This is a genomic window from Pilosibacter rotomagensis (genome assembly GCF_045062245.2).
Classification (GTDB): domain Bacteria; phylum Bacillota; class Clostridia; order Lachnospirales; family Lachnospiraceae; genus Pilosibacter.
Genome location: NZ_CM170323.1, coordinates 3,355,074 through 3,378,963 on the forward strand (window position 1 = coordinate 3,355,074; position 23,890 = coordinate 3,378,963).

At 47.6% G+C, this 23,890-nt stretch carries 25 protein-coding genes; 5 read left to right on the plus strand and 20 right to left on the minus strand.

Going from position 1 to position 23,890, the window contains the following annotated elements; genetic code table 11:
• The first annotated feature begins 56 nt into the window (after window positions 1–56).
• On the plus strand, window positions 57–848 hold the full coding sequence (locus ACI3EW_RS15060; RefSeq protein WP_485663198.1) for a tyrosine-type recombinase/integrase: 792 nt from the start codon (window positions 57–59) through the stop codon (window positions 846–848).
• A gap of 26 nt (window positions 849–874) precedes the next feature.
• On the opposite strand, the gene ACI3EW_RS15065 is transcribed toward ACI3EW_RS15060, so the two are convergent.
• The 4 genes from ACI3EW_RS15065 to ACI3EW_RS15080 all read right to left on the minus strand — a co-directional run bounded on the left by ACI3EW_RS15065 (window position 875) and on the right by ACI3EW_RS15080 (window position 5,419).
• Window positions 875–2,524, minus strand: a complete 1,650-nt coding sequence (locus ACI3EW_RS15065) for a glycosyl hydrolase family 18 protein (protein WP_485663199.1) — start codon at window positions 2,522–2,524, stop codon at window positions 875–877.
• A gap of 330 nt (window positions 2,525–2,854) precedes the next feature.
• Window positions 2,855–3,166, minus strand: a complete 312-nt coding sequence (locus tag ACI3EW_RS15070; protein ID WP_346011282.1) for a hypothetical protein — start codon at window positions 3,164–3,166, stop codon at window positions 2,855–2,857.
• A gap of 349 nt (window positions 3,167–3,515) precedes the next feature.
• Window positions 3,516–4,118, minus strand: coding sequence for a hypothetical protein (locus ACI3EW_RS15075; RefSeq protein ID WP_485663201.1), 603 nt, complete (start codon window positions 4,116–4,118; stop codon window positions 3,516–3,518).
• The gene (locus tag ACI3EW_RS15080; protein WP_346011281.1) at window positions 4,067–5,419 is read right to left on the minus strand and encodes a protein kinase domain-containing protein; all 1,353 of its coding nucleotides are present in this window, start codon (window positions 5,417–5,419) and stop codon (window positions 4,067–4,069) included. The genes ACI3EW_RS15075 and ACI3EW_RS15080 overlap by 52 nt, the downstream gene beginning before the upstream one ends.
• 273 nt (window positions 5,420–5,692) lie before the next feature.
• Here ACI3EW_RS15080 and ACI3EW_RS15085 point away from each other — a divergent pair, with 273 nt between their 5' ends.
• Window positions 5,693–6,457, plus strand: coding sequence for an adaptor protein MecA (locus ACI3EW_RS15085; protein ID WP_118533393.1), 765 nt, complete (start codon window positions 5,693–5,695; stop codon window positions 6,455–6,457).
• A gap of 209 nt (window positions 6,458–6,666) precedes the next feature.
• On the opposite strand, the gene ACI3EW_RS15090 is transcribed toward ACI3EW_RS15085, so the two are convergent.
• Window positions 6,667–6,873 (minus strand): DUF1858 domain-containing protein, encoded by a 207-nt coding sequence (locus tag ACI3EW_RS15090; RefSeq protein WP_015552988.1) that lies wholly within the window; start codon window positions 6,871–6,873, stop codon window positions 6,667–6,669.
• A 283-nt stretch (window positions 6,874–7,156) separates the two neighbouring features.
• Here ACI3EW_RS15090 and ACI3EW_RS15095 point away from each other — a divergent pair, with 283 nt between their 5' ends.
• Window positions 7,157–7,327 carry a DUF362 domain-containing protein gene (locus ACI3EW_RS15095; RefSeq protein ID WP_021905155.1) on the plus strand — a complete coding sequence of 57 codons (171 nt, stop codon included), beginning with the start codon at window positions 7,157–7,159 and terminating at the stop codon, window positions 7,325–7,327.
• A 79-nt stretch (window positions 7,328–7,406) separates the two neighbouring features.
• On the opposite strand, the gene ACI3EW_RS15100 is transcribed toward ACI3EW_RS15095, so the two are convergent.
• The 4 genes from ACI3EW_RS15100 to ACI3EW_RS15115 all read right to left on the minus strand — a co-directional run bounded on the left by ACI3EW_RS15100 (window position 7,407) and on the right by ACI3EW_RS15115 (window position 12,163).
• Entirely contained in the window at window positions 7,407–8,072 is a 666-nt protein-coding gene (locus ACI3EW_RS15100) for a helix-turn-helix domain-containing protein (protein WP_118297307.1), read from the minus strand.
• A gap of 256 nt (window positions 8,073–8,328) precedes the next feature.
• Window positions 8,329–9,669, minus strand: coding sequence for a replicative DNA helicase (dnaB, locus tag ACI3EW_RS15105; protein ID WP_118297308.1), 1,341 nt, complete (start codon window positions 9,667–9,669; stop codon window positions 8,329–8,331).
• Between the two features lie 6 nt (window positions 9,670–9,675).
• On the minus strand, window positions 9,676–10,122 hold the full coding sequence (gene rplI, locus ACI3EW_RS15110; RefSeq protein ID WP_015552983.1) for a 50S ribosomal protein L9: 447 nt from the start codon (window positions 10,120–10,122) through the stop codon (window positions 9,676–9,678).
• Window position 10,123: 1 nt separating this feature from the next.
• Window positions 10,124–12,163 carry a DHH family phosphoesterase gene (locus tag ACI3EW_RS15115; protein WP_118533391.1) on the minus strand — a complete coding sequence of 680 codons (2,040 nt, stop codon included), beginning with the start codon at window positions 12,161–12,163 and terminating at the stop codon, window positions 10,124–10,126.
• 421 nt (window positions 12,164–12,584) lie between these two features.
• Between ACI3EW_RS15115 and ACI3EW_RS15120 the strand changes: the two genes are divergently transcribed.
• Window positions 12,585–13,397, plus strand: a complete 813-nt coding sequence (locus tag ACI3EW_RS15120; protein WP_118533389.1) for an MBL fold metallo-hydrolase — start codon at window positions 12,585–12,587, stop codon at window positions 13,395–13,397.
• A 223-nt stretch (window positions 13,398–13,620) separates the two neighbouring features.
• On the opposite strand, the gene ACI3EW_RS15125 is transcribed toward ACI3EW_RS15120, so the two are convergent.
• The 11 genes from ACI3EW_RS15125 to ACI3EW_RS15175 form a co-directional block, all read right to left on the minus strand.
• Window positions 13,621–13,866: a hypothetical protein gene (locus ACI3EW_RS15125; protein WP_147352751.1), complete on the minus strand. Its 246-nt coding sequence runs from the start codon at window positions 13,864–13,866 to the stop codon at window positions 13,621–13,623.
• 116 nt (window positions 13,867–13,982) lie between these two features.
• Entirely contained in the window at window positions 13,983–15,101 is a 1,119-nt protein-coding gene (locus ACI3EW_RS15130) for an RNA-guided endonuclease TnpB family protein (protein WP_485663204.1), read from the minus strand.
• Complete coding sequence (gene tnpA / locus ACI3EW_RS15135; RefSeq protein WP_485663206.1) at window positions 15,064–15,504, minus strand: IS200/IS605 family transposase; 441 nt, start codon at window positions 15,502–15,504, stop codon at window positions 15,064–15,066. The genes ACI3EW_RS15130 and tnpA overlap by 38 nt, the downstream gene beginning before the upstream one ends.
• A gap of 225 nt (window positions 15,505–15,729) precedes the next feature.
• Window positions 15,730–16,029, minus strand: a complete 300-nt coding sequence (locus ACI3EW_RS15140) for a hypothetical protein (RefSeq protein WP_485663208.1) — start codon at window positions 16,027–16,029, stop codon at window positions 15,730–15,732.
• A 465-nt stretch (window positions 16,030–16,494) separates the two neighbouring features.
• Window positions 16,495–16,761, minus strand: a complete 267-nt coding sequence (gene rpsR / locus ACI3EW_RS15145; RefSeq protein ID WP_015552975.1) for a 30S ribosomal protein S18 — start codon at window positions 16,759–16,761, stop codon at window positions 16,495–16,497.
• Window positions 16,762–16,848: 87 nt separating this feature from the next.
• On the minus strand, window positions 16,849–17,343 hold the full coding sequence (locus tag ACI3EW_RS15150) for a single-stranded DNA-binding protein (RefSeq protein ID WP_142410617.1): 495 nt from the start codon (window positions 17,341–17,343) through the stop codon (window positions 16,849–16,851).
• Between the two features lie 18 nt (window positions 17,344–17,361).
• Window positions 17,362–17,649, minus strand: a complete 288-nt coding sequence (gene rpsF / locus ACI3EW_RS15155) for a 30S ribosomal protein S6 (protein ID WP_015552973.1) — start codon at window positions 17,647–17,649, stop codon at window positions 17,362–17,364.
• 240 nt (window positions 17,650–17,889) lie between these two features.
• Window positions 17,890–19,392, minus strand: a complete 1,503-nt coding sequence (locus tag ACI3EW_RS15160; RefSeq protein ID WP_405578144.1) for a tripartite tricarboxylate transporter permease — start codon at window positions 19,390–19,392, stop codon at window positions 17,890–17,892.
• Between the two features lie 16 nt (window positions 19,393–19,408).
• Complete coding sequence (locus tag ACI3EW_RS15165) at window positions 19,409–19,936, minus strand: tripartite tricarboxylate transporter TctB family protein (RefSeq protein ID WP_405578142.1); 528 nt, start codon at window positions 19,934–19,936, stop codon at window positions 19,409–19,411.
• Between the two features lie 3 nt (window positions 19,937–19,939).
• Window positions 19,940–21,076, minus strand: a complete 1,137-nt coding sequence (locus tag ACI3EW_RS15170; RefSeq protein WP_118297316.1) for a Bug family tripartite tricarboxylate transporter substrate binding protein — start codon at window positions 21,074–21,076, stop codon at window positions 19,940–19,942.
• Between the two features lie 243 nt (window positions 21,077–21,319).
• On the minus strand, window positions 21,320–22,678 hold the full coding sequence (locus ACI3EW_RS15175) for a sodium-dependent transporter (protein ID WP_405578139.1): 1,359 nt from the start codon (window positions 22,676–22,678) through the stop codon (window positions 21,320–21,322).
• A 275-nt stretch (window positions 22,679–22,953) separates the two neighbouring features.
• On the opposite strand from ACI3EW_RS15175, the gene ACI3EW_RS15180 reads away from it, so the two are divergent.
• Window positions 22,954–23,859: a LysR family transcriptional regulator gene (locus ACI3EW_RS15180; RefSeq protein WP_405578136.1), complete on the plus strand. Its 906-nt coding sequence runs from the start codon at window positions 22,954–22,956 to the stop codon at window positions 23,857–23,859.
• Window positions 23,860–23,890: the final 31 nt, after the last annotated feature.

The following is a 23,890-nucleotide window of genomic DNA, read 5'->3' on the forward strand; positions in this document are numbered from 1 at the left end:
CTAAAGACCAGGAAACCCTGGCAGAATCGTTCAGATCATATTTAAGAAAAAAGAACATGTCGGAAAATACCGAAAATGCGTATGGGCGGGCGATCCGTCAGTTTTTCTCTATCGAATCGTACATATCCGAAGACCAGCTCCGGAAATACCGGAGTTTTTTAATTTCCAATTATAGTCCCGCCACGATCAATCAAAGGATCTTTGCCATCAATCAGTTTCTTCTGTTTCTGGAAAAGGAGTGTCCTGCACTTGATCCGGCACTTGCCGGATTTCGTCTTCATTCAGTGAAAGCCCCCAGAGATACCTTTCAGGACTCTATCATCACAAACGAGGACTGTGAAGCTCTCCAGACGAAGCTGAAGGCAAAGCATCATGACTTCTGGTACTTTGTTGTCCGTTTTCTGGTAACCACCGGCGCCCGAGTCAGTGAACTGGTACAGATCAAAGTGGAGCATCTGGCCTGCGGGTATCTTGATCTTTATTCCAAGGGCGGAAAAATCCGCCGCATCTACATTCCAGATTTGCTCTGCCAGGAAGCAAAAACATGGTGCGAACGCCGCGGCATTGCCTCCGGCTTTCTTTTTGTTGGAAAAAATGGACGCCCCGTGACGACCAGAGGCATCCATTCCCAGTTAAAACATTATGCAATCCGGTACGGGATCGATCCCACTACCATGTACCCACATTCTTTCCGCCATCGCTTCGCGAAAAACTTTTTATCCAGAAGCGGCGATATTTCTCTGTTGGCAGATCTTCTCGGACATGAAAGCATTGAGACCACCCGTATCTACCTCACACGTTCCAGTAAAGAACAAAAACTTCTACTGGATGAGATGGTAACCTGGTAGGATCCGTGTGATCCTCCGAAAGTTTCTCAGTTCCACTGGATTGAATCCCATGCAGCGGAATCTTCAAATCCAAGTTTCCAGCATGCGACTCCTGCCAGATCATTCTGTCGGATCACGTTCATCTTCTCTTTCAGAGACCGCTCCTCTTCCATCCAGAGGAACTGAGCGCCATCACTTGTCTGCACCTCGCCATAATACTGGGCAGTATCTGCCTGCCAGGTGAGCTCCACCTGATTATTATCCACCCATCTTTTTTCCTCTGCGATCCCCATCGCTTTGGACGTGATCGTTCCATCTCCGGCTTCCGTCCAAAGTCTCGTATAAAACGGAACTCCGCCTATCAGTTTTTCTCTCGGAACATTCTCCAGCATTCCGGCAATCCCGTTCCTCACATAATTGATAGAAGATACAGAACCCGCCTCACCTCCTGCAAAGTGCTCATCATATCCCATCATGATCACATAATCTGCCACGATCCCCTGTTCTTTCAGATCATAAAAACTGTTATATCCGGCCGGAACATAGTTATCCACCGACAGGATGATCCCTTTCTGTCTGCACGGGATCGACAATTCACGGATAAATTCAATATAATGGACACCTGCTTCTTTTTTCAGGCTTTCGAAGTCAAGATTCAGACCGTCCAGATCATATTTTTCTACATCCGCGATCAGGCTGTCGATCAGTTTTCGCCGTGTGGAAGTCGACGCCAGCAGCGTCTCTGTCTGAACATCTGCGCTGAAATTATCAATCAGTGCCCACACCTGAAGTCCTTTTGCATGGGCTTTCGCCACATAATCTTTGCTCGCAAGCGACTTGTAATTTCCATTATTATCCGTCAGGGAAAACCATGTCGGGGAGATCACGTTCATTCCTTTTGTCTTTGTCACAACGCTGTCAAAGCTATTATTTCCATCCTGGGTCGTCACCTGATGCCATCCGAGAACGATCTTCCCACTCATACTGGTACTCTTGTATACAGGTGCTTCAAAATTCCCGGAAAATTTCTGACTTTCCACATCAGACAGTCTCTTATTCTCTACATACCCGACATTTCCGTCCGTGGATGCGACCCGCGACCATTTTTCCATCGTATCGATGACCGTCACTGTATCATCCCTGCCAAGATCCGTTACGATCTTGCTCTTGACCCCGCCTTTTATCCTCAGACTGGTATTTTTCTTCACGCGGGCTACGTTTCTCGCCCCCCAGTCATTGATCAGGACTCGTTTTCCATCACCGGAATCAAAGGCCTGGATCTGCACATCCGTGTAGTTCGCGATCAGACCGAGAGTCAGGTAGACTTCTTCATCCTTCACAAGAAGCAGCGGCGCACCATTGGAGCCCTTTGTCTCCGCATCGGCATAGACAATCTGATCCGGCAATGCATATACAAGAAGATCTTCTATACTGTCCCAGTAAAAACGCTCATTGATATGGTCATTTACCCACGAGATAGGCAGGTAAGTCTGACCGTTTTCATAGATTCCTGTCTGCTCCTGCTGTTCATAATTATAAATGATCGCCGTCTCATCCCCGGATACATGATAAACTTCCGCAAGATCTGCCCGCTCTTTCGTCGGCATATACCGCTCCAGTACCCGGAATCCGACAAAGCCGGCTGCGATCAGGATGATCAGACTGACAGCGGTCAATACAGGAACTATTTTTTTCATTTGTCATCACTCTTTCCGCATGCTATTCTTCAAAGATCCGCATCTGTTTCTGCCTCTCTACGTATACATGCTGAATCGTTATTTTATTACGGATGATCCGGCAAAATACACACGGACGTATACTTTGCCGGATCTTAAGGATAGTTTTAGTATACCACAACGCGAAATGTCTGTCTGTTAACTTTTTGTAACGAATTACCGTCAGCAATCTTACGGACCATCCGGCAGAACGATCCCCTGTTTTTTGAATCTGTATTCCGTTATTCGCGTCTGTCCAGGATCCTCACCCGGAACCGGCAGTTTTTCCATCTGCGAGCGGCAACACTTTTTCTATCTTCTCGTTCTTCTTCTCCGTCCGGAATTTCTCGTCTCTGAAATATCTGCTTCGCTCAGATATACTTTATCAAACCGGATCTCCTTTAATCCACCTCCTTCTGCCTGCACATAATCCCCCATGTAGAACATTCCGTCCTCACGCACTTCAAACAGCTTTTCCCACTCTCTCTGACCGGAAAGCTTTCCATCCATGTAGATCGGGATCCCTTTTTCCGTGTACCTCTTAAGTCCGTTCAGGTAGCGAGTCATCTCCTCGGTCTTCTGCTCTTCTGATCCATACGTTCCATTTACTGTTTCCATACTCATATATACCTTTCCCTTTTTCATATCGCGCATTGATCCTGCGCATGGTCTTTCCGTCATCCCGCATCGATCTTCCCCCTGTTGTCGCTCTTCGTCTGTTCAATCCACTGTCAGTAAATTTCTGCCATTTTTGCTTTCAAGCCAATGTTTTCTTACGGTCAGCGCAGTAGATGCGCAGACCTACTAAATAATTACGTTAAATGCATCTGAATTCAGGTCAGATCTGCGCCCGGCAGAAGAAGGTATTTTCTGTGACATGTTTCTCCCCAATACTGCGTCATTGACTGATCAGATCTCATTTATCATGTTGCTTTGTAAGCATTCAGCAAGCCTGTTTATTTCCATCTTCCCATCACAGGATCCGTTTAAAAAATTCTCCGCATTCCTCCGTGACCGAGAAAGCATCCGCTGAAAACGGAATCCGTTCTGCATTGATCCGATATCTTCTTGAGAATTCTCTTCTGGTCTCCTCGCTCCCAAATACCGCGAGACTCTGCCAGCTCTTTTTCTGCTTCGCTCTTTTCTCCATCTCGAATTCCCGGAAACTTTTCTGCTGCCACTCTGTAAGGGAACCCACCAGAAATTTCTTATCACATCTCCAGTATGATTCATGTTCACCGTCTTTGACCGATCCAAAATCGATCAGGATATCGTCATATCCTTCCAACAGCACCTCCTTTATATTCTCCGGCCCTGCATGTTTATAATAATCCGCATCCAGGATCCTGTATGGATTTTTCCGTCCCGTCTGTCCCGTACAGACCTGCTCGAGTCTTTCAAAGTCTCCTGACTCATTAAATTCCAGCAATATTGCTTTTCTCCTGAGATAACCCGTGAGATAGTTTGCCAGCATGATTGAAAAATGTGTGCATCCCACTCCGACATTGCTGCCCGCGATCCCAATCATCCTGCATCGTTTCTCCTGTATCCCGCCAATAATTTTTTTCTTTTCCATCTGGTCCCCCCTGTACCATCATTCCACAATTCCCGGTAACAGGTGTTGGCAGCTTTATCTTCTTTAAATGGATTCGAAAAGAACGGAAGAAAGAAATAATGAATATCAGATAAAACTTTTGGAAGTTTCAGACGTGCTTTTTTCTCCATATGGTTGAAGAGCAGGATCACCTTTCCACGGCTTTTCAGCATTTTTGCCGCATTTACAGCCCTGTCGATCTCCCACCATTTTCCCCCGCATACAAGAACATAAAAATCTGCTCCCGGAAGTTCCCGTCCTGACCGGATCACTCCCGCGTCCTTTATGATTACTGGAAAATAAAGATATGGCAGCTTCACAGCTTCGCCATAATAAGGCCGGATGTTTCCGCATCCGATTTGATATACGCCGTTCCGGTCCGCCTTGAGCCCCATATTTTTCGCAAGGGTGCGGACCGTATCCGTATCGTATTCTTCCTGATATAAAGCCGGACACCCGTTTCGGGTCAGAAAGTAAGACATTCCGAGAGCTGCATGGGTCGTTCCGATCCCCGCCCCAGCTCCGGTAAAAACAACGATTCGAGATTCTATTGCCTGCTCTTTTATCTGGTTTTGCAGTTCCTGCAGCGTCCTCTGCAGTTCTTCCGCGCTCTGGTACCGCTCCTCTTTCTCCGCTTTCATGCACCCGCGGATGATCCGGTCAAGTTTTCTGTATTCCGGTTCGTTTATAACTTCCAAAGTACTCCCGGGAACGTCTCCATGACTCATAAAGTAAAGCAGCGCACCGATCGCGTATACATCCGTTCTGCAGTCTAAAGGTTCTCCTTTATACTGTTCCGGTGCAGCAAAACCAATTGTCCCATACCGTTCTCCAAATGCGGCGGCATCTGACGCGTATTGTGCGTGATCAAAATCCGTTAGCCGAAGAATTCCGTTGCATACCAGCAGATTTTTTGGCTGCAAGTCTAAATATAAAATAGGGTTTTCTGCTGAATTCATGAACTGAATGATACGGCAGATCTGTATTCCAAGATTCACTGCCGTCTTAACCGACAAGCTGCCCAGGCGTTTCACCAGAGCATATAAAGATTCGCCTTCCAGATATTCTTCGATCAGATAACTGTATCCGGTATCTTCTTCCACATCATAGACGATTGGGATTCCCGGATGTCTCAATGTTTTCAGAAAAAGTGCTTCTTTTCTAAAAGTATCATAATCCGCTATGGACTTGGGAACGACTTTTACTGCCCGATACTCTTCCAGCTCTACGTGGTACGCCAGATACACGGTACCGGACCGTCCATTTCCCAATTCTCCGCACAACCGATATTTGCCAAACAGAACGCGTTCGATAAATCTTCACACCTCCTTTCGGCAATACAACCTCTTGTGACTATTCTAATATAGATACTCCCATTTTAAATCATCTTGTAGATGTCAAAACTGATTAAATTTTAATAAATTCTCCTCATATGATTGCAAAAGCCGAATAGGATATAGTATATTATAGATGTAAAAATGCGGTCTTTTGCCCTTTTACCAGAAACCGATCGACCGCAATGATCTTTGATTAGTAATAAGACAGGAAGTGATCCTATGAAAATAGAACGTATCAACGAAAACCAGATCCGCTGCACACTCAGCAACTTTGATCTGAGCGTCCGCAATATGAACCTCGGTGAACTGGCTTATGGAAGCGAAAAGGCGCGCAGCCTTTTCCGCGAAATGATCCAGCGCGCAGCAAACGAGGTCGGCTTTGAAGCGGAAGATATCCCACTTATGGTCGAAGCGATCCCTATGGCGAACGAAAGTGTTATGCTGATCATCACGAAAATGGAAGATCCCGAAGAACTCGACACCCGTTTTTCCAAGTTCTCACCGGCAGACGATGAGGATGAGAATGGATGGGGAAATCTCACTGCGGAGGTACTGGAAGGCGCTGACGGTCTGATCAATATCCTGACCCAGAGCGGGATCCTGAAACCGAAAGACGCGAACACTCCGGCACCATCCTCTGCATCTGCAACTGATCCGCAGAAAAACCCGGAACCGGCAAATCCGGCACAGTTTACGAGGATCTACCAGTTCTCTTCCCTTGACCTAGTCTGCGAGGCAGCAAGACAGACCGGTGCTGTTTTTAACGGAAGCAGTGTTCTCTACAAGAATCCGGAAAATGGCGTTTTTTATCTGATCCTCAGGAAGGAAGATGACGATGAGCTGTCCTTCAGCCGGGTCTGCAATACCCTCTCCGAATACGGAACAAGATTAAAAGGCGATGCGGCAGCATCCGGCGCCTACTATGCGGAGCATTACGATGTGATCGTAAAAAAAGATGCACTGAAGGTACTTCAGAACTTATGATCTCCGTGAAATATTTTATGTATATCTCCGCGCGAGTGCGCATCTTAGGCACTCAATGCCTTTTTGATTAACAGGAAGTTCCATCGGAATTTCCTGTTGATCAAAAAAAGGCTGTGACACCGGGAAGATCTCCCCGGTGTCACAGTCTTTTTTCATTTCTCTGATATTTTCCAAAGTCAGCAGACCGATCGTTTTCGATCAGTTACACATTACTGCTGCTTCTGAGCCAGATATTCGTTGATCACACTTACAAGTTTCTCTACCGGAATTCCGTGAACCATGCAAGCCTCTTCCAGAGACTCCATCTGAGAAGACGGGCATCCGATGCAGTGCATTCCAGCGCCCATTAAGATCTGAGCCATATTTTCATCAACCTGAAGAAGCTCACCGATGAGCATTTCTTTTGAAATCTGCATGATAAATCCTCCTTTCACCTTCGAAATCTGCCGAGGGCAATTTTCTACGATTGTTTCCGGCATAACAAGCGTACCGCCATATATGCCAGCATATCGAGAGTATAATACTTTTTTCGTTTCTTGGCAAGGAGGTTTTGCAAAACTAACCGCAGTTATCTCTGTCTAACCGCATATTTACTGGTTTTTTGTTCCTCATTAGGTACATTTTTTTCATGATTTACCCCTTGAATAATTTGACTGTTTATTATAGAATGAAAGAAATAAACAAAGGAGGTATTTTGTCATGGCATATGTAATTAGCGATAGCTGCGTTAGCTGCGGTACTTGTGCTGGTGAATGTCCGGTAAACGCTATTTCTCAGGGAGATGGACAGTACGTAATCGACGCTGATACTTGCATCAGCTGCGGTACTTGTGCTGGTGTCTGTCCGACAGGCGCAATCAACGAGGGTTGATCACAAACGCAAACCAATACATAAAAGCCGTTGTTCCCAAAGGAGCAGCGGCTTTTTTGATCTATGCAGATCTTCCTCATCACAATTTATTTGCATTGCGTCCAAACTTTTTCTTTCTGAAGAGTGATGGCAGAAACGGCGCCTTTGCCGCCGCAGCTTCCGCCCGCCCCCTGCTCTCCTTCTGGTAGAGTCTTATCGTCTCGTCCAGCTGGCGAAACCGCTCTTCGTCCCGCTCATCCGCTACCCTCATCAGATAATCGATCTCCTTCAGCACCTTATCATTCACCATCCTGCTGATATCCTGACTCAGCTTTTCATTGTTCTCTTCGATGGCCTGTCCAATCATCTGGGTGAGGAAATCCTTAAACTGTTCCGCCTTCTCCCGGTTCATGAGCTCCGTGATCTCCCCGGGATCCATCTTCTCCAGATTCTTCTTCTCCTGTTCCGCACATTCTCTCAATGCCGACGCAACATCCTCCTCTAAAATATCTGTAGGTGCCACCGATTCTCCCTCCGCATCCAGGGTTTTCGCAAGTGCCGCCTTGATCGCCTTGAGCTGATACCCTTTTTCCTTCAATTCCTTGATCTGCTTAAAAAGACGAATATGAAAATCCGTATAATACCGATGTCCCATCTCGTTGCGCGGGATATTCATCTCCAGTTCTTCCTCCCAGTAGCGAAGTACATGAGATTCCACGTCAACCTTTTTCGAGGCATCAGAGATCAGATAATGTGTTTCTGACATGGCTGTTCTCTTCCTTTCACATGATTTCCCATTACAGCATCATACAGAATTTTCTGCTGATCAGATTTCTGTCCGCAAACTGTAACGATTTCTCAACTCTGTTCCTTCTGATTCTGCAGCATATCTCAGACCGCCCTCTGCACGCAAACCAGTTACCAGATCGTTAATAATATATGTGAAGGCATGTCCCAATATGACAAAAGCGCCCGTTTTCATCTGAAGATCAGTTGAAAACGGGCGCTCAAACAGCAATCTGTTACTGCTGCTCTTTTGCAATATTCACAAACCGGGTCAGCTCCGGTTTCCATCCAAGATATACCGTTCCGATCGGGCCGTTACGCTGTTTAGCGATAATGACTTCCGCCGTATTCGGATTATCCGTATCTTTATTATAGTAATCATCACGGTACAGGAACATGACTACATCGGCATCCTGCTCAATAGCTCCGGACTCTCGAAGGTCCGAAAGCATCGGACGATGGTCTGTTCTCGTCTCACAGGCACGCGACAGCTGGGACAGGGCGATGACCGGAACACTCAGCTCCCTGGCGATCGCCTTCAGGGATCTGGAAATCTCGGAGATCTCCTGCTGGCGGTTGTCACCGTTCTTTCCGCTTCCCGACATTAACTGCAGATAGTCGATCATGACAAGATCGAGACCATGTTCCAGTTTGACCTTCCGGCATTTGGAACGCAGCTCCATGATGGAGATACCAGGTGTATCATCAATGACAAGTTTGGAACTTCCGATCGTCCCGATTCCCTCCACGACAGCATCCCAGTCAGCATCCGTCAGAGTACCGGTACGGAGTTTCTGGGAATCCACATTGGACTCCATGGAAAGCATACGGTTTACCAGCTGTTCCTTCGACATCTCCAGGCTGAAGATCAGGCAGGTCTTCTGTCTGCGGACCGCGATATAATCCGTAATGTTTAACACGAATGCAGTCTTACCCATAGACGGTCGGGCCGCAATCAGGATCAGATCCGACGGCTGAAGTCCGGACATCCGGTAATCCAGATCGATAAATCCGGTCGGAAGACCCGTTACCGTGGATTTTGACCGGGTTGCCTGCTCGATCTTGTCGAGAACATTTAACGCAACCTGGCGGATCGGCACAAAATCTCCGGACGCACGGCTCTCCAGAAGATTAAAGATCTGTTTTTCCGTGTCGGCCAGGATCGTCTCCAGGCTGTCCTTTCCTGCATAGCAGTTGTTCGCAATCTCCTCGTTGATCCTGATCAGACGGCGGAGAACTGCTTTTTCATGAACGATCGTCGCATAGGACCGGACATTTACCGAGGTCGGAACAGTCGCAAGAATATCGCGGACAAAGTCCAGACTGCATACCTCCGGCGGAACATCCTTCTCCTTCAGTCTGTCCTGAAGTGTGACCAGGTCTACCGGTTTTCCTTCATTGAACAGCTCCACCATGGTATCGAACATGATCCCGTACTGTTTCTGATAAAAATCATCCGCAACCACGATCTCCGACGCCGCGATGATCGCATCCCGGTCCATTAACATTGAACCGATCACCGACTGTTCCGCCTCAATACTGTGCGGCAGGACTCTCTTTACTAACGCTTCTTCCATCTTTTTTTACGCTTCAACGACTTTCACGCTGAGTCTCGCTGTTACTTCTTTGTGAAGTTTGATCGGGACCTCAAAGCTTCCGATGCTCTTGATCGGCTCCGGAAGTACCATCTTCTTCTTGTCGATATCGAGCTTTAACTGATCTTTCGCCGCTTTAGCGATTTCTTTCGTGGAAACAGAGCCAAACGCACGTCCGCCTTCACCGGCTTTGATCGATACGGTAACGGACATCTTGTCGATCTCCTCCGCAAGCTTCTTAGCCTCCGCAAGCTGCTCTGCCGCAACCTTTTCCGCGTTTGCTTTCTGGAGTTTTAAGTCATTTAAATTCTTGGATGTAGCCTCAACACCAAGTTTTTTCGGAAGGATAAAGTTTCTCGCATATCCGTCATTTACCTTTACAACCTGGCCTTTTTTGCCAAGTGCCTTCACATCCTCTAATAATACAACTTCCATCTTAAATTTCTCCTTTCTCCAGCATCATATCGATGACGCCTTTTACCTTCTCCTTGGCCTCCTCAACGGTAGCGCCCGGGAGCTGCGCGCCTGCGATCGTTCTGTGTCCGCCGCCGCCCAGCTTTTCCATCATGACCTGGACATTGACTTCGTCGATCGATCTCGCACTGATATAAATCTTGCCTTCATATGGGGTAAGAACGACAGATGCCTTCATTCCCACAATGTCAAGAAGCTCGTTTGCAGCCTGTGCGCCTACTACTGTCGGGCTCTCTACGCCCTCTGCCGGGCACACGCTGATGGCAAAGTATTTCTTATAGACCTCTGCCTGACGGACTGCCTCGGCTCTCGCCTTGTAGTCCTCCATACTGTCACGGAACAGCTTCCGGACTCTCGTCACGTCCGCTCCGTTTCTTCTAAGGAACGCCGCCGCCTCAAAGGTGCGGACGCCCGCCTGATTTGTAAAGTTGTTCGTATCGATCACGATTCCCGCGTACATAGCGTCCGCCTCCGGGGATTTGATCCGGATGCTGTCCGCGACGTACTGTAAGATCTCCGCAACCAGCTCACAGGCAGACGATGCATACGGCTCCACATAGGACAGCGTCGCGTTCGTGATGATCTCGCTGGACTGACGGTGATGGTCGATGACGACGATCGTTTTCACAAGTTTTAAGAGATCCGGCTCTTCCGTGATACTCGGGCGGTTGACGTCCACAACGACAAGCGCTGTGTTGTTATCCACGATATCTGCGGCTTCACTTCCGGTCAGGAACAGATCTTTCGGATAGTCACCCGTCTCAAAGCGTTCCATCATCGGGCGCACCGAAGATGTCACCTCATTGATCACGATGTGGGCTTTTTTATTCAGCGCCGATGCGATCCGGTACATACCGATCGCCGCACCGAAGCAGTCGATATCTCCGATCTTATGTCCCATAATCAGAAGGCAGTCCTTTGTCTCAAGAAGCTCCCTGAGGGCATGGGCTTTGACGCGGGCCTTGACACGGGTCGTCTTCTCTAACTGCTGGGCCTTTCCGCCGTAATACTGGATCTTCTGGCCGCATTTTACTACCGCCTGATCACCGCCACGGCCGAGGGCCATATCGATTGCTGTACGGGCATAATCATAGTTCTGGCTGTAGGTATCGCCGTTCATTCCGATACCGATACTTAAGGTCACCGCCATCTCGTTTCCGATATTGACGGTCTTTACCTCCTCAAGCAGTCCAAACCGCTCTTTTTCCAGGCGCGGCATATAGCACTGCTTGATCGCAAAGAAATATTTGTCCTTCTCCAGTTTCTTTACGATACCATTGACCGCTGAAATGTACTTGTTGATCTTTCGGTCGATCAGGGCCGTTAAGAGCGATCTGCGGACTTCCTCGACACTCTCTAACGCCTCATCATAGTTGTCCAGATAGATCAGGCCCGCGACCATCTTCTGGTCTGTGATCGCCTGCTTGTAGTTATAGAGCTCTGTCTCATCATAGAGATACACCGCAAGAATCTGCTGCTCCGTCTGCTTCTCCGGGATTCCGGAGGCAAGCTCATCCGGGCGGATCGTCACGCGTTTCATACTCACGCGGTATTTCGATTCCCCATAGATCACATGGACTTCCATCGCATTTTCCATCTTCTCGAGGGATTCCACTGTGATCTCCTTGAAGAGCATTGTCAGGCTTTTCCCTGCGCTCTTCTCTTCTTTGGTCACCGCCTCAAAGGCGCGGTTCATCCAAAGGATCTTACCATCCGTGTCCGCGATCGCGTAGGGCAGCTCCAGGGACGCCATAAGCTGTTTCTGACTCCAGCTGTACGCCGACGCAAAGGACACCAGACTGCCGAGAGCCCGCTTCTTTCCGTACATATACAGGGTTCCGGCACACGCCGCGTAGATCACCGTAAATGCAAGCATCACGAGTCCCGCCTTGCGTGAGATCAGGTTGACCGCAGCTCCCGCAAGAATTACCAGTGCCGTTAAAAATACCGGCCACTGAAGGTAAAGCTGCAGAATATGGCTGACCTTTTTATCATCTTTCATTCTTATCTCCTATCCGCCGCCCGGTAAAATGGGCATAGCAAGACCATAAAAAGAATGTGCCTTGGCACATTCTCGCGCCGAGCGCAGTCGCTTGCGATAGACTCCTCTTGCGCGAGTGTGCATTTGGCACGTTAGTGCCTTTTTATGCATGGAGAAATTCAGGCAGAATTTCTCCATGTATCAGAACCGACTTTGGGGATAGTATACCATAGATACAGGCATTTGTCCATGATCCGCTTGGGGCGGACATGGCTGGCTGCTGAGTGTTTATCATATTTATACTGTATACAAAATATCCTGTGTCTTTTCGCTTTTGTTTACTGAGAAATTAAAAAGTATGATATAATGGCTTAAATACAGATAGATCGTATGAGCACAAGTCACCAATTCCAAAATTTTGTGTATGAAAGGACATATGTTTATGAAAGCAACCGTACTCAGCGACAACATCCCCGCCGAAAATCTCGGCTGTGAATGGGGATTATCAATTTTTATTGAATATCATGGGAAACATATCCTTCTAGATGCCGGGGCATCCGGACTTTTTCTGAAGAATGCTGATGTGCTTGGACTGAACATGAAAGACGTAGATTTCGGAGTTCTCTCCCACGCGCACTACGACCATGCAGACGGAATTCCGGAATTTTTCAGGGTAAATTCGTCCGCACCGTTCTATTTTAAGGAAACTACCGGAGAAAACTGCTGCAAAGGTGTCTGGAATTACAAGAAATACATCGGTATTCCAAAGGGCATGTTAAAAAAGTATCCGGACCGGATCAAACTCGTCTCCGGGGACTTTTCCCCATGTGACGGGGTTTATCTGATCCCGCATAAAACTCCGGGACTGGAGAAAAAAGGCATCCGGGAGCACATGTACCTGAAGGAAAAACGGCGTTGGAAGCCGGATTCCTTCTCCCACGAACAGAGTCTCGTCTTCGACACACCGGACGGCCTTGTGATCTTCAACAGCTGTTCCCACGGCGGCGCCGATACCATTATCCGTGAGGTCACCGCGACTTTCCCGGATAAAAAAGTAAAAGCCCTGATCGGCGGCTTCCACCTCTACAATAAGACCGACGCAGAGATCCTTGCCCTCGCCGAAGGGATTCGCTCCACCGGTATTTCTGAAATCTACACCGGCCACTGTACCGGAGATCATGCCTTTGATCTCCTGAAAGAGACGTTAGGAGAATCCGTTCACAAGCTACATGCGGGGCTTGTGATGGAGTTTTAGTATGTACCGGTCTGCAAACGCAATGCAAGCGCTAACCTTGTGATCGCGAATTGAACAAGAAAATCTAACTGAAGAATTTGCAAACAAAAACGGCACCGTTCTAACCAGTGCCGTTTTTGCTTATTTTGTTATAAGCCAGACGTTTTCAGCCAAACTTTCGTGTGGTTTGATTTCTCGCCTATTTACACTGCGAGGAAAGACTCTGCCCACATTTTTATCCGGCCTACGACAAACATTGCTCCTCGGTTTCTGAAACAACATCCGTTTTTCTCAACGCATTGGATGCGGTTTCCGGATTCACCGGTGCTCTGCGCATCACTTTTTTTGCACCATCGGTCTCAGCTTTATAATGGTAACTATATATCGTCTGACCTTTTTTACATTCACTAACTTCTATTCTTTTCTCCGGATCCTCATACCAAATACCGCTTGGAAATACGAGTCCATTACCTACAAATGTTGGTGACATACTCCCACCACTTAGCTCACGCTTGAAGTGGGGGCTTCTCGTTCGATTGCCCCGTTGGGCAAAGCATTCACGAGCGATCCCCGTGTGTCCCACGGTTCTTTTGGACTGATATCTTTTTATGATGCTTTTTCGCTCTTTTCTAATATGATCCCGGACATTCTCAGACCTTCCCTGCAGATGTTGACTGCCGCATTTTCATCACGGTCCATCCGGTTTCCGCCGCTGCAAAGATATACCCGATCTTCCAGTTTCAGATCATGTTTTATTTTTCCACAACAGCTGCATGTTCTGGAACTGGGATACCAGCGGTCGATGCGGACAAGTTTCTTCCCTTCCCGTTCCAGTTTATACTGCAAAAAATCTGTGAACATTCTCCAGCCGTTATCATGGACACTTTTTCCAAAATGATGTTCCCCGCTCATCGTCTTCAGATCCAGATCTTCGATACATACGATATCATAGAAATTGGTTATCTTTCTTGATTCTTTATGCAAGTAATCTTTTCTCTGGTGAGCGATATGTGTATGGATCCGCGCCACTTTTTTCTGTTGTTTTTTGTAACGATTGCTCCCCTTCCGGCAATGACTCAGTTTTCTCTGCGCTTTCGCCAGTTTTTCCTCGCTGTTTCTGAAATAGTGCGGATAACCTGCATGTTTTCCATTGGAATCTACATATAGTTCTTTCATGGAAAAATCGAGTCCGACGACCTGCCTTATGTTCCTTATTTCCACTGGCTTTTCTTCACAAAAATACAGAAGAGAAACATAATACCGCCCATCAGCTTCCAGACAGACGGATGCACCTTTCAGGCAGGCATCTTTCCGGATCTTACGATGCTGCCGGATCCGGATCCAGCCTGCCTTTGGGAGCTTCAGCTTCCCATCTTTTAACAGGATATTTCCATTGACGCTGTTTGTGGTATAGCTTTTAACAGGATTCTTTTTTGACTTGAATCTCGGAAAACCAAACGATGGATCCCTGAAAAAGTTTTTATAAGCAGTCTGTAGGTGCAGCTGGGCATTGCACAGAGCAAGGCTGTCCACTTCTTTTAGCCATGGAAATTCTTCCTTATATTTTGCCGGAGTGACCTTTAGATTTTTTCCGGTCTTTTCATAGCATTCCTTCTTTTCTGACAGCATCCGGTTATATACAAACCTGACACATCCAAATGTTTTTGCAAACAGTTCCTGTTGTATTTTATTGGGATAGATCCGAAACCGGTATACTACGTTCATGTTTTTTCTCCCCCCGTGTCTCGATGTACTGACGGATCACTTCGATCGGAGCTCCGCCGGCACTCAGGAGGCAGAAGCTCTGACTCCAGAACATTTCCTTCCAGAGCTTCTGCCGGATCTCCGGATACTCTTTTTTGATCAGACGGCTGCTGGCACTTTTATAGGCATTGATAAATTTACTGAGTTCCGACTTCGGATGGGCACGGAACATGATATGGACATGGTCCTCATCGTGATTCCACTCTTCCAGGGTGATATGATATTTGGGCGCAATGTATTCAAAGATTTCTCGTGCGCGACCCGAGATCGGATCATTCAGGACCTTTTTCCGGTACTTTACGACCAGGATCAGATGATAATAGAGTAAAAATACTGAATGTGCATTATTGTCAAGTTCTCTCATATTTATCAGCCCTTCTTTTTATTTCGACTGATTTAATTATATCACAAATGAGATTATTTGTCTATTACATTTCAGAACATTTGTTCTGTTCAATCTGCAATCTATTTTCCCTTCAGGCTTCAGGCTTATTCATTGTATGCAGAATTGATGATATAGCACGACTGCAAAAATCAATATATGAGAAGTTTACAATACACAGCACAGCTATGTGCAATAATCTGATATTTACATGCCAACTATGGCACTATGCAAGAGATGGCAATTCATCTCACCACCTATAGAGGTGGGAGAATTCTTGCTGATTCTTGTTAAATACTCAAAAAGATTAATCGACATCCCACCCGCGTTCAATTCAGTAAGCATACTCACATCAAGATGCTTTAAATTCGGTGTTGAAGTAATTGATAAGTTCTTCAGCTTCAAATTGTGGCTTAAGTCAAGAGAGTTTATAGTCACCCCTTTCGATACCTTTTCATGAACCGCAAACCAATGTGGGAACAGCATAGCCGTGTACTGTTTCTCCATAAGACTTCCTCAGAAAGCTAAAAAAGGGTCCAGAATAATGTCCTGGACCTTTCAATGACTTCTCGAATAGTGTACTGCCCTTCCACATTGCTGTTTCTTTTTTTGGCTTTTCCTCTACGTAGTAGAAATAGCGTCAGCAAAAAAGTCAATTTTCAGACATAAATATCCTTAATTATCCTTAAAAGCAAGTTTCATGCAGTTCCTTATATTTTCCCTGCTTTCAGAAAAAACAAATTTCTTTTTCTTGTTTCGATTTAATGTCAATATCAATCATAGCTCCATCTGGTGAACCTGATCTTCACGCGAACGTGCATCATTGGCATTTAGCGCCTTTTTGTGTAACAGAAAATTCCCTGCTGCGCAAAAAAGGATCCCACATGATCTCTCATATGGAATCCTCGAATGATGCTTCAAATTAATTAGATAAAACCTTACTTTATCAGTGAAAATCCTTATTCTAAGGAATTATTCACATGTGTACGGCATAAGAGCGATATGACGTGCTCTCTTGATAGCTACTGTTAAAGCTCTCTGGTGCTTTGCGCAGTTGCCAGTGATTCTTCTCGGAAGGATTTTTCCTCTCTCAGATACGTATCTCTTTAACTTGTTTACGTCCTTGTAATCGATCTCGCCGTTCTTATCGCCGCAGAATACGCAAACTTTTTTTCTTCTATGCATGCCGCCTCTTCTTACTCTGGAAGAATCGGACTTGTCACCTTTATTGAATGCCATTTTAAATTACCTCCTGTTAGTTTCGTTATACCAGTCCACTCACAACACCTTAGGAGTAAGGCACCGCTTTTCCGAAGACTGATTCGTTTAGTTGAATGGAAGTCCTTCGTCCTCGACTCCATCCGGAATATTCATAAATCCATCGCCGATCGCACTGGACGGAGCAGGTCTTGTTGCCTGCTGGTAGCCGCCGCGGTTTCCGCCGCCGTAGCTGTTGCCGCCACCAAAGCCGCTGTTATCGCCGCCCTGACCCTTGCTGTCAGCGAATTCCTGGTCATCTACAATAATATCTGTTGTATAGACCTTCTGGCCATCCTTATTTACATAGCTTCCGGTCTGGATTCTTCCGGAAACCAGTACACGCATGCCCTGACGGAAATATTTCTCCGCAAATTCACCGGCACGATCAAAAGCTACGATGTTGATAAAATCGGCCGTCTGACCCTGATCGCCGTCCTGGCTTCTTCTGCCTCTTCTGTCAACTGCAAGCGTATATCTTGCGATTGCCATGGAGCGCTCGCCCTGGGAATAGCGTACTTCCGGATCTCTGGTTAATCTACCCATAAGGATAACTCTGTTCATATTCTCACTCTTTCTTTATTAAGCGTCCTGTCTTACGCAAAGATAACGGACAACCGGCTCCATAATACGGATATGAGCCTCTACCTCGTTCGGGCAGTTTGCCTCACCCTCGAAGTGGATGAAGTAGTAGAATCCCTCTTTGCTCTTCTGGATCTCGTATGCAAGTCTCTTCTTGCCCCATTCGTCCACATCAACGATATTGCCGCCGAAACGTGTGATATAGCCTTTCACTTTCTCAAGTGCGGCTGCTCTCTCGTCATCTTCAAGTTTTGCGCTAAGAACAACTGCTAACTCGTATTTGTTCATAGTTTCATAAACCTCCTTCTGGTCTTCCGGCCCCCGATTTTCAGTATCAGGAGCAAGGATTTTTTACATGTCACAGGTAATAATCTTAGCAAAAAAGAGCAGGAAATGCAAGCACTTTTTGCCTGATTTCCTGCACTTTTTATACTTTTTTCATTCCTTACCGTCTTTCACACCGGTGAGAGATCCTGCGCCGGTCGAAATTTGGTGATCCAGCCTGTTTTTCAGAAGTTTTATCTGAAATTACGCCGTTTTTCTCGAAAAGATCCCTTTTACTTTATCGATATACGGCTTCGTCCACGGAATATTTCCAAGAAGGACGAATAATGTACAGATCGAAAGAACGATCGTGATCGGATGTCCGAACATCGCCATAAACGGGTTGTCGGAGGACGATGCCAGGGACACTGCCTGACGGAAGTTGGAATCCATCATCTTTCCGAGTACCATCGCAAGGATCAGCGGGGCAACCGGATAATCGAACCGGCGCATCATGAATCCCATCAGTCCGAAGAAGAACATGAGTCCCACATCAAACAGACGGTTGTTGCACGCGAAGGAACCGATCACACAGAGACTCGTTACCACCGGGATCATGATGTTCTTCGGGATCGTAATGACCTTACAGATCCTCGGGGCAACAATCAGTCCTAACAGTAAAAGCGCAAAGCACGCGATGATTCCCGCTACTACGATCGAGTAGAAAGATTCTTTGTTCTGGGTGATAAATAACGGACCCGGCTGTAAGCCATGGACATAGAATACGGAAAGGATGATCGCGGTAACTGCGTCGCCCGGAACCGCCAACGTCAGCATCGGGATCAGTGCACCGCCGATACATGCGTTGTTGGAGGACTCACTGGCCACGATTCCTTCCACTGCGCCCTCACCGAAGGGAATCTCCGGCTTCTTTACGAGACGCTTCGCCTCATTATATGCGATAAAGGATGCCACCGGTCCGCCTGCTCCCGGAAGAGCGCCGACTAAAAGACCGATTGTGGATGTATATAAGGAAAGCTTCCAGCTTTTTAAGATCTCTTTCAGGCTGACCTTCGCCTTTTCCATCGCAAGGACATTCTGCTCCTGCTTCATGTTGTATACAACAGAGAGCACTTCTGCGAAACCGAAGAAGCCGACAAGTGCCGGAACTGTGCTGACACCGCCCGCGAGGTTCTGGATTCCGAAGGTCAGGCGCTTTGTTCCCATTAACGGGTCAAGTCCGATCATGCTGATCACGAGACCGATCATAACACTGATCAGGCCCTTCGCATAGTTCTTCGTGCTGACGGATCCGACCGTCGCAAGTCCGAACAGAGCTAACAGGAAATAGTCCATTTTTGTAAATTTGATCGCAACTCTAGAGACCGGCTCTGCGAGAAGTCCGAGTGCCAGAAGTCCAAATAAGCTTCCGATGAAGGAATAGATCGTTGCGGTAAACAGCGCTTTGTAGGACTGTCCCTTTTTCGACATCGGATATCCGTCAAGCGTTGTTACAACAGAGGACGGAGCGCCCGGAATGTTGATCAGGATCGCCGATACCGCGCCGGAGAATACTCCGACTACATATACGCCCATGATCATCGCAAGGGCGTCTGAATGTTCCCAGGTATAAGTAATGGATACAAGAAGCGCTGTCGCCATGGACACGGAAAGTCCCGGGATCGCGCCTACGAACAGACCAGCCACAGAACCAAGGAGAACCATGAGGATAAACCGCGGATCGACCACGGATAACATTTGTAACATTTTCCCTTTCTCCTTTCTATGGCAGAAGCACATGTAAGAATGTGCGGAATGCAAGGCTTAAAAATAATGTAGTTCCGATCGGTACAAATACGAGGACCGGGATCTTTCTGACGCCCATGAAGATCATCATGGCGATCAGGAACACGATGGTCACAACTTCAAATGTTGAAAATGTGTACGCAAAAGATAAAATTCCGATGGTCACATACGGAACTTTTATAAAAGCAAGTGCTGCATAGTAGAGCACACAGAGGATCAGCGCGATCACGACCCAGCGCCGCTTTTCTGTTTTTTCTGCTTTTGACACCTTCTTGTCATTCGGAACCGCGGCTTCTTTTTTCATTGCCGTAACTCCCTCTCCGACGATCCATAAGGACAGACCGATCATGGCAAGCGCCACGATGAGCGGAAACAGATACGGGGACTGCGCCCAGCTCTTGTTAAATCCCTTTGCGTAGGATGAAAGAGAATACGAGAGCAGCACAAGGCCGCTCCCGCAAAATACAATTCCTTCGACGATCAGCGAATGAATTTTATTCTTCATTGATTATTCTCCAATTCTCTTGATGCCGAACTCTTCCGGACTCTTTTCAGCAACACCGTTGTCATACTGTAACCAGCAGATAACAGATTTCCAGTTGTCGTAGAATGCCTGGATGGAAGCGTCATCTGTATACTCTTTATATACCGGATCAGCTGCATTCTGCTCTACGAACTCTGTCCACTCCGGATCAGCAAATACTTTCTGGGATGCTGCCTTTAATACGTCGACAACCTCCTGCGGAGTATCGTTGTTTACAACGAAGGAAAGAAGTGTGTACGGGATATTTAAGTACTTCTCAGCTTCCGGAACTGTCTCTGTGAATGCCGGGATATCCGGGTAAGCGTCCATTCTCTTGTCAGAGAATACTGCTAACGGTTTTACGTCGCCGCTCTCGATATAGCCGCCAAGTGTGGAGATGTTCGGGTTTGTAAAGTCAACCTGTCCGCCGATAACTCCGAGAAGTGCGTCATTACCGGAATCAAAGCTTGTCATTGCTACTTCATAGCCGAGCTCCTTTAATACGAGACCCTGGTTGTGTCCGCTTCCTCCAGGACCGGAGTGGGACATTGTGATCTTGCCCGGGTTTGCCTTGATATCGTCAAGAAGCTCTTCCAGTGTGTTGTACTTGGAATCTTTGCCAACTACGAGAACCTTCGGATCGCCGACTAACGGGGAGATAACGGTGAAGTCATCATATCCAAGGTCGCAGATGTTCATGGTTCTGTAGGTTCCCATTGTCTCTGCACAAACAAGAAGTGTGTAACCGTCGGACGGCTGCTCTTTTACGAACTGGCTGCCGATGGATCCGGATGCACCGCCCTGGTTGGTAACCGTGATCGGCTGTCCTAAATACTTCTCAAGCAGAACTGCCAGCTTTCTGCCCCATGTATCGGTTGTTCCGCCTGCGCCGTAAGGGATGATCATTGTGATCGGCTTTGTCGGATAATCAGCAGTTGCAACGAGATCGCCGGCTGCCTCTGCGGTGCTCTCTGCGTCTTTCGCTGCCTCTGCGGTTGTGTCTGCTGCTGTTGTTTCTGCTGCTGCGGTTGTCTCAGTCTTGGAAGATGTTGAGACGCTGCATGCAGTCAGGGACATGCACATCATAGCTGCTGCCATGCCCAGTGCGATCATTTTTTTCATTGTGGTACTCTCCTCTTTTTTAGTTTTTGCTTCCGCCATCAAACTCATAACCCCGTGCTGACGCACTCACTGCCTGAATTTACAGGCTTTTTGTTTGTTAATGGCAAAAGAAAAATGAAGCTCTGCCAAGCAGCTGCTTATTTTTCTTTTGCGCTCATTATAACACACTGTTTTTTCAGAATCAATATAAAAACTTTTCCACTTTAAAGTTTTTATGCGTATATCACATTAAATTGTTAAGTCTTACGCCAGTCCCTGGATCAGGATCACCAGGATCAGGACCGGGAGAATATAGCGGAAATAGATCTTTACCCACTTCGCTTCCGGCATCTTAAGTCCCGTTCCATGGTTCGCTTCCGCAAGATACTTATCGTATCCCCAGCCCCACTTGCTCACGCAGAACAGGAGATAGACCAGAGATCCCAGCGGAAGGAGCAGGTTGCTGACCAGGAAATCCTCAGAGTCCAGGACATCTCTCGCACCGATAATGTGCAGACTGCTCCACACATTATATCCGAGTACGCAAGGCAGGCTTGCGATCAATACAAAAATACAATTTAATATAGAAGCTTTCTTTCTGCTCCATCCAAAGTTGTCCATGCAGCTGGAGAGCAGGTTCTCAAACACAGCAATGACTGTGGAAAAGCTCGCTGCCGACATGAATAAGAAGAACAGCATTCCCCATATCCGTCCGCCTGCCATGTTGGCAAACACATTCGGCAGAGTGATGAAGATCAGCTGCGGACCGGCATCCGGCTGTACCCCGAATGAAAAGCAGGCCGGGAAGATAATGAGTCCGGCGGAAAGCGCTACCAGCGTGTCGAGACCGCAGATCCGGACCGCTTCGCCCGCAAGTGTGTGGTCCTCGGACATATAACTTCCAAAGATCTCCATCGCCGCGATGCCAAGACTCAATGTAAAGAATGACTGGTTCATGGCGCCCATGATCACGGAGCCGAGTCCGACGTCCGCCGCACGCTTAATATCCGGAAGAAGGTAGAAGCTGAGTCCCTCTTTCGCTCCCGGAAGGATCAGGCTGTGTCCGGCCAGCACAAGGATCAGGACGAGCAGAGCTGCCATCATCCATTTTGTGATCTTTTCAAGTCCGTTCTGAAGTCCCCTGCTGCAGATAAAGAATCCGGCAATGACTGTTACTGCCATCCAGAGACCCATCTCGCCGGGATTGCCGAGCATTTTCCCAAATACTCCTGCCACCTGGTCTGCATCCATTCCGGTGAAAGTTCCTGTCGCAAACTTTACAAAGTAGCTGAGCATCCAGCCGGAAACCGTCGTGTAATACATCATCAGAAGATAACAGCCGATCATACAGAACCATCCGTGTACATGCCACCGGCTTCCCGGCTTTTCAAGTGCCTTGTAAGCACCGACAGCACTCTTTCGTCCCGCACGACCGACCGCAAGTTCCATTGTAAGGACCGGAACGCCCATACAGAGCAAAAACAGCAGATAGAACAGGACGAATACTCCGCCGCCGTTCTGTCCCGCCACATACGGGAACCGCCATACGTTTCCGATTCCGATCGCGCAGCCCGCGCTCACCAGTAAAAATCCCAGGCGCGAACCAAAATTTTCTCGTTTCATGATATAACTCCCCTTTTCCATCTCCTGTCGGCTTTTATGCCGTCAGGGGTTCTTGACGCCGATGATGCTTCGCAGCCCAGATCGGCAAAATCCGCAGCCCCGACGTCAGTAACCTTATGATACTGCCCGATAAAAGGATTTGCAACCGCGCTTTTTGTATGGTATCATAAGGAAAACTTATGTTATGCAGGAATCATCGATCATTTTCATCAAACATGTGGAATTTATGTATATTCTTCAGGCGATACAGAATTTTTTGAGAGGAAGTTTCCGTTATGAATACAAACCAGCTCCGATATTTCGTGGCTGCCGCCGAGTGCCGCAGCTTCACGAAAGCAGCCGATCAGTTTTATATTACGCAGACCGCGATCACCCAGCAGATCCATGCCCTGGAGGACAGTCTCGGCGTCCCGCTCTTCGACAGGACAAGCCGTCCGATCACACTGACTCCCGCAGGAAGCGCCTTTTTGAACGATGCCAGATCCATCCTCGACCGGATCGACCAGGCGGTAAACAGGATCCAGGAGGTTTCTACCGGTATGGTCGGTACACTCCGCATCGGATACACGAAAGGGTTTGAGCGGAGCAATTTTTCCAGCTCGCTGCGTTTCTTCCATAATAAATATCCGAATATCCTCGTCTCCTGCTACCGGAGGAACACAGATCTTCTCGCCGCAGGGCTCCTGAAGGATGAATACGATATTATTTTTACATGGGACAGCACCGAGCTTGTAAAGAATGATTCCATCGAATACCGGCTGATCGAGCGGAGTCCGCTCATGGTTGCGGTCTACGGCAGCCATCCGTTTGCCGGGCGGTCATCTCTGCGCCGCACGGAGCTTCACGGGGAACGTCTCCTGTTTATGACCCCATCCAGCACCGGCGATTCCGTCAGTGATCTGCGTTTTTACGAGATGTACGAGCGAGCCGGCTACCACCCGGATATCTTTTTCCGGTCCAACGACGTCGAGAGTATCCTCATGATGGTGTCCGCCGAAGAGGGGATCTCGATCATCCCGGCTTACGTCACTCAGAAACTGACGAACGCCGATAACCTTGTCTTTATTCCGTTGATCGGCGAGGAGGAAGTCGTCGAGATCATCGCCGCCTGGAAGAAAGCGTCCGGGAATCTGGCTCTTCAGCAGTTTCTGGGACATCATCCACTTCTGAAGTCGGAATAGCTGCTGCAGTGCTGACTCATAAGTTGCGTTT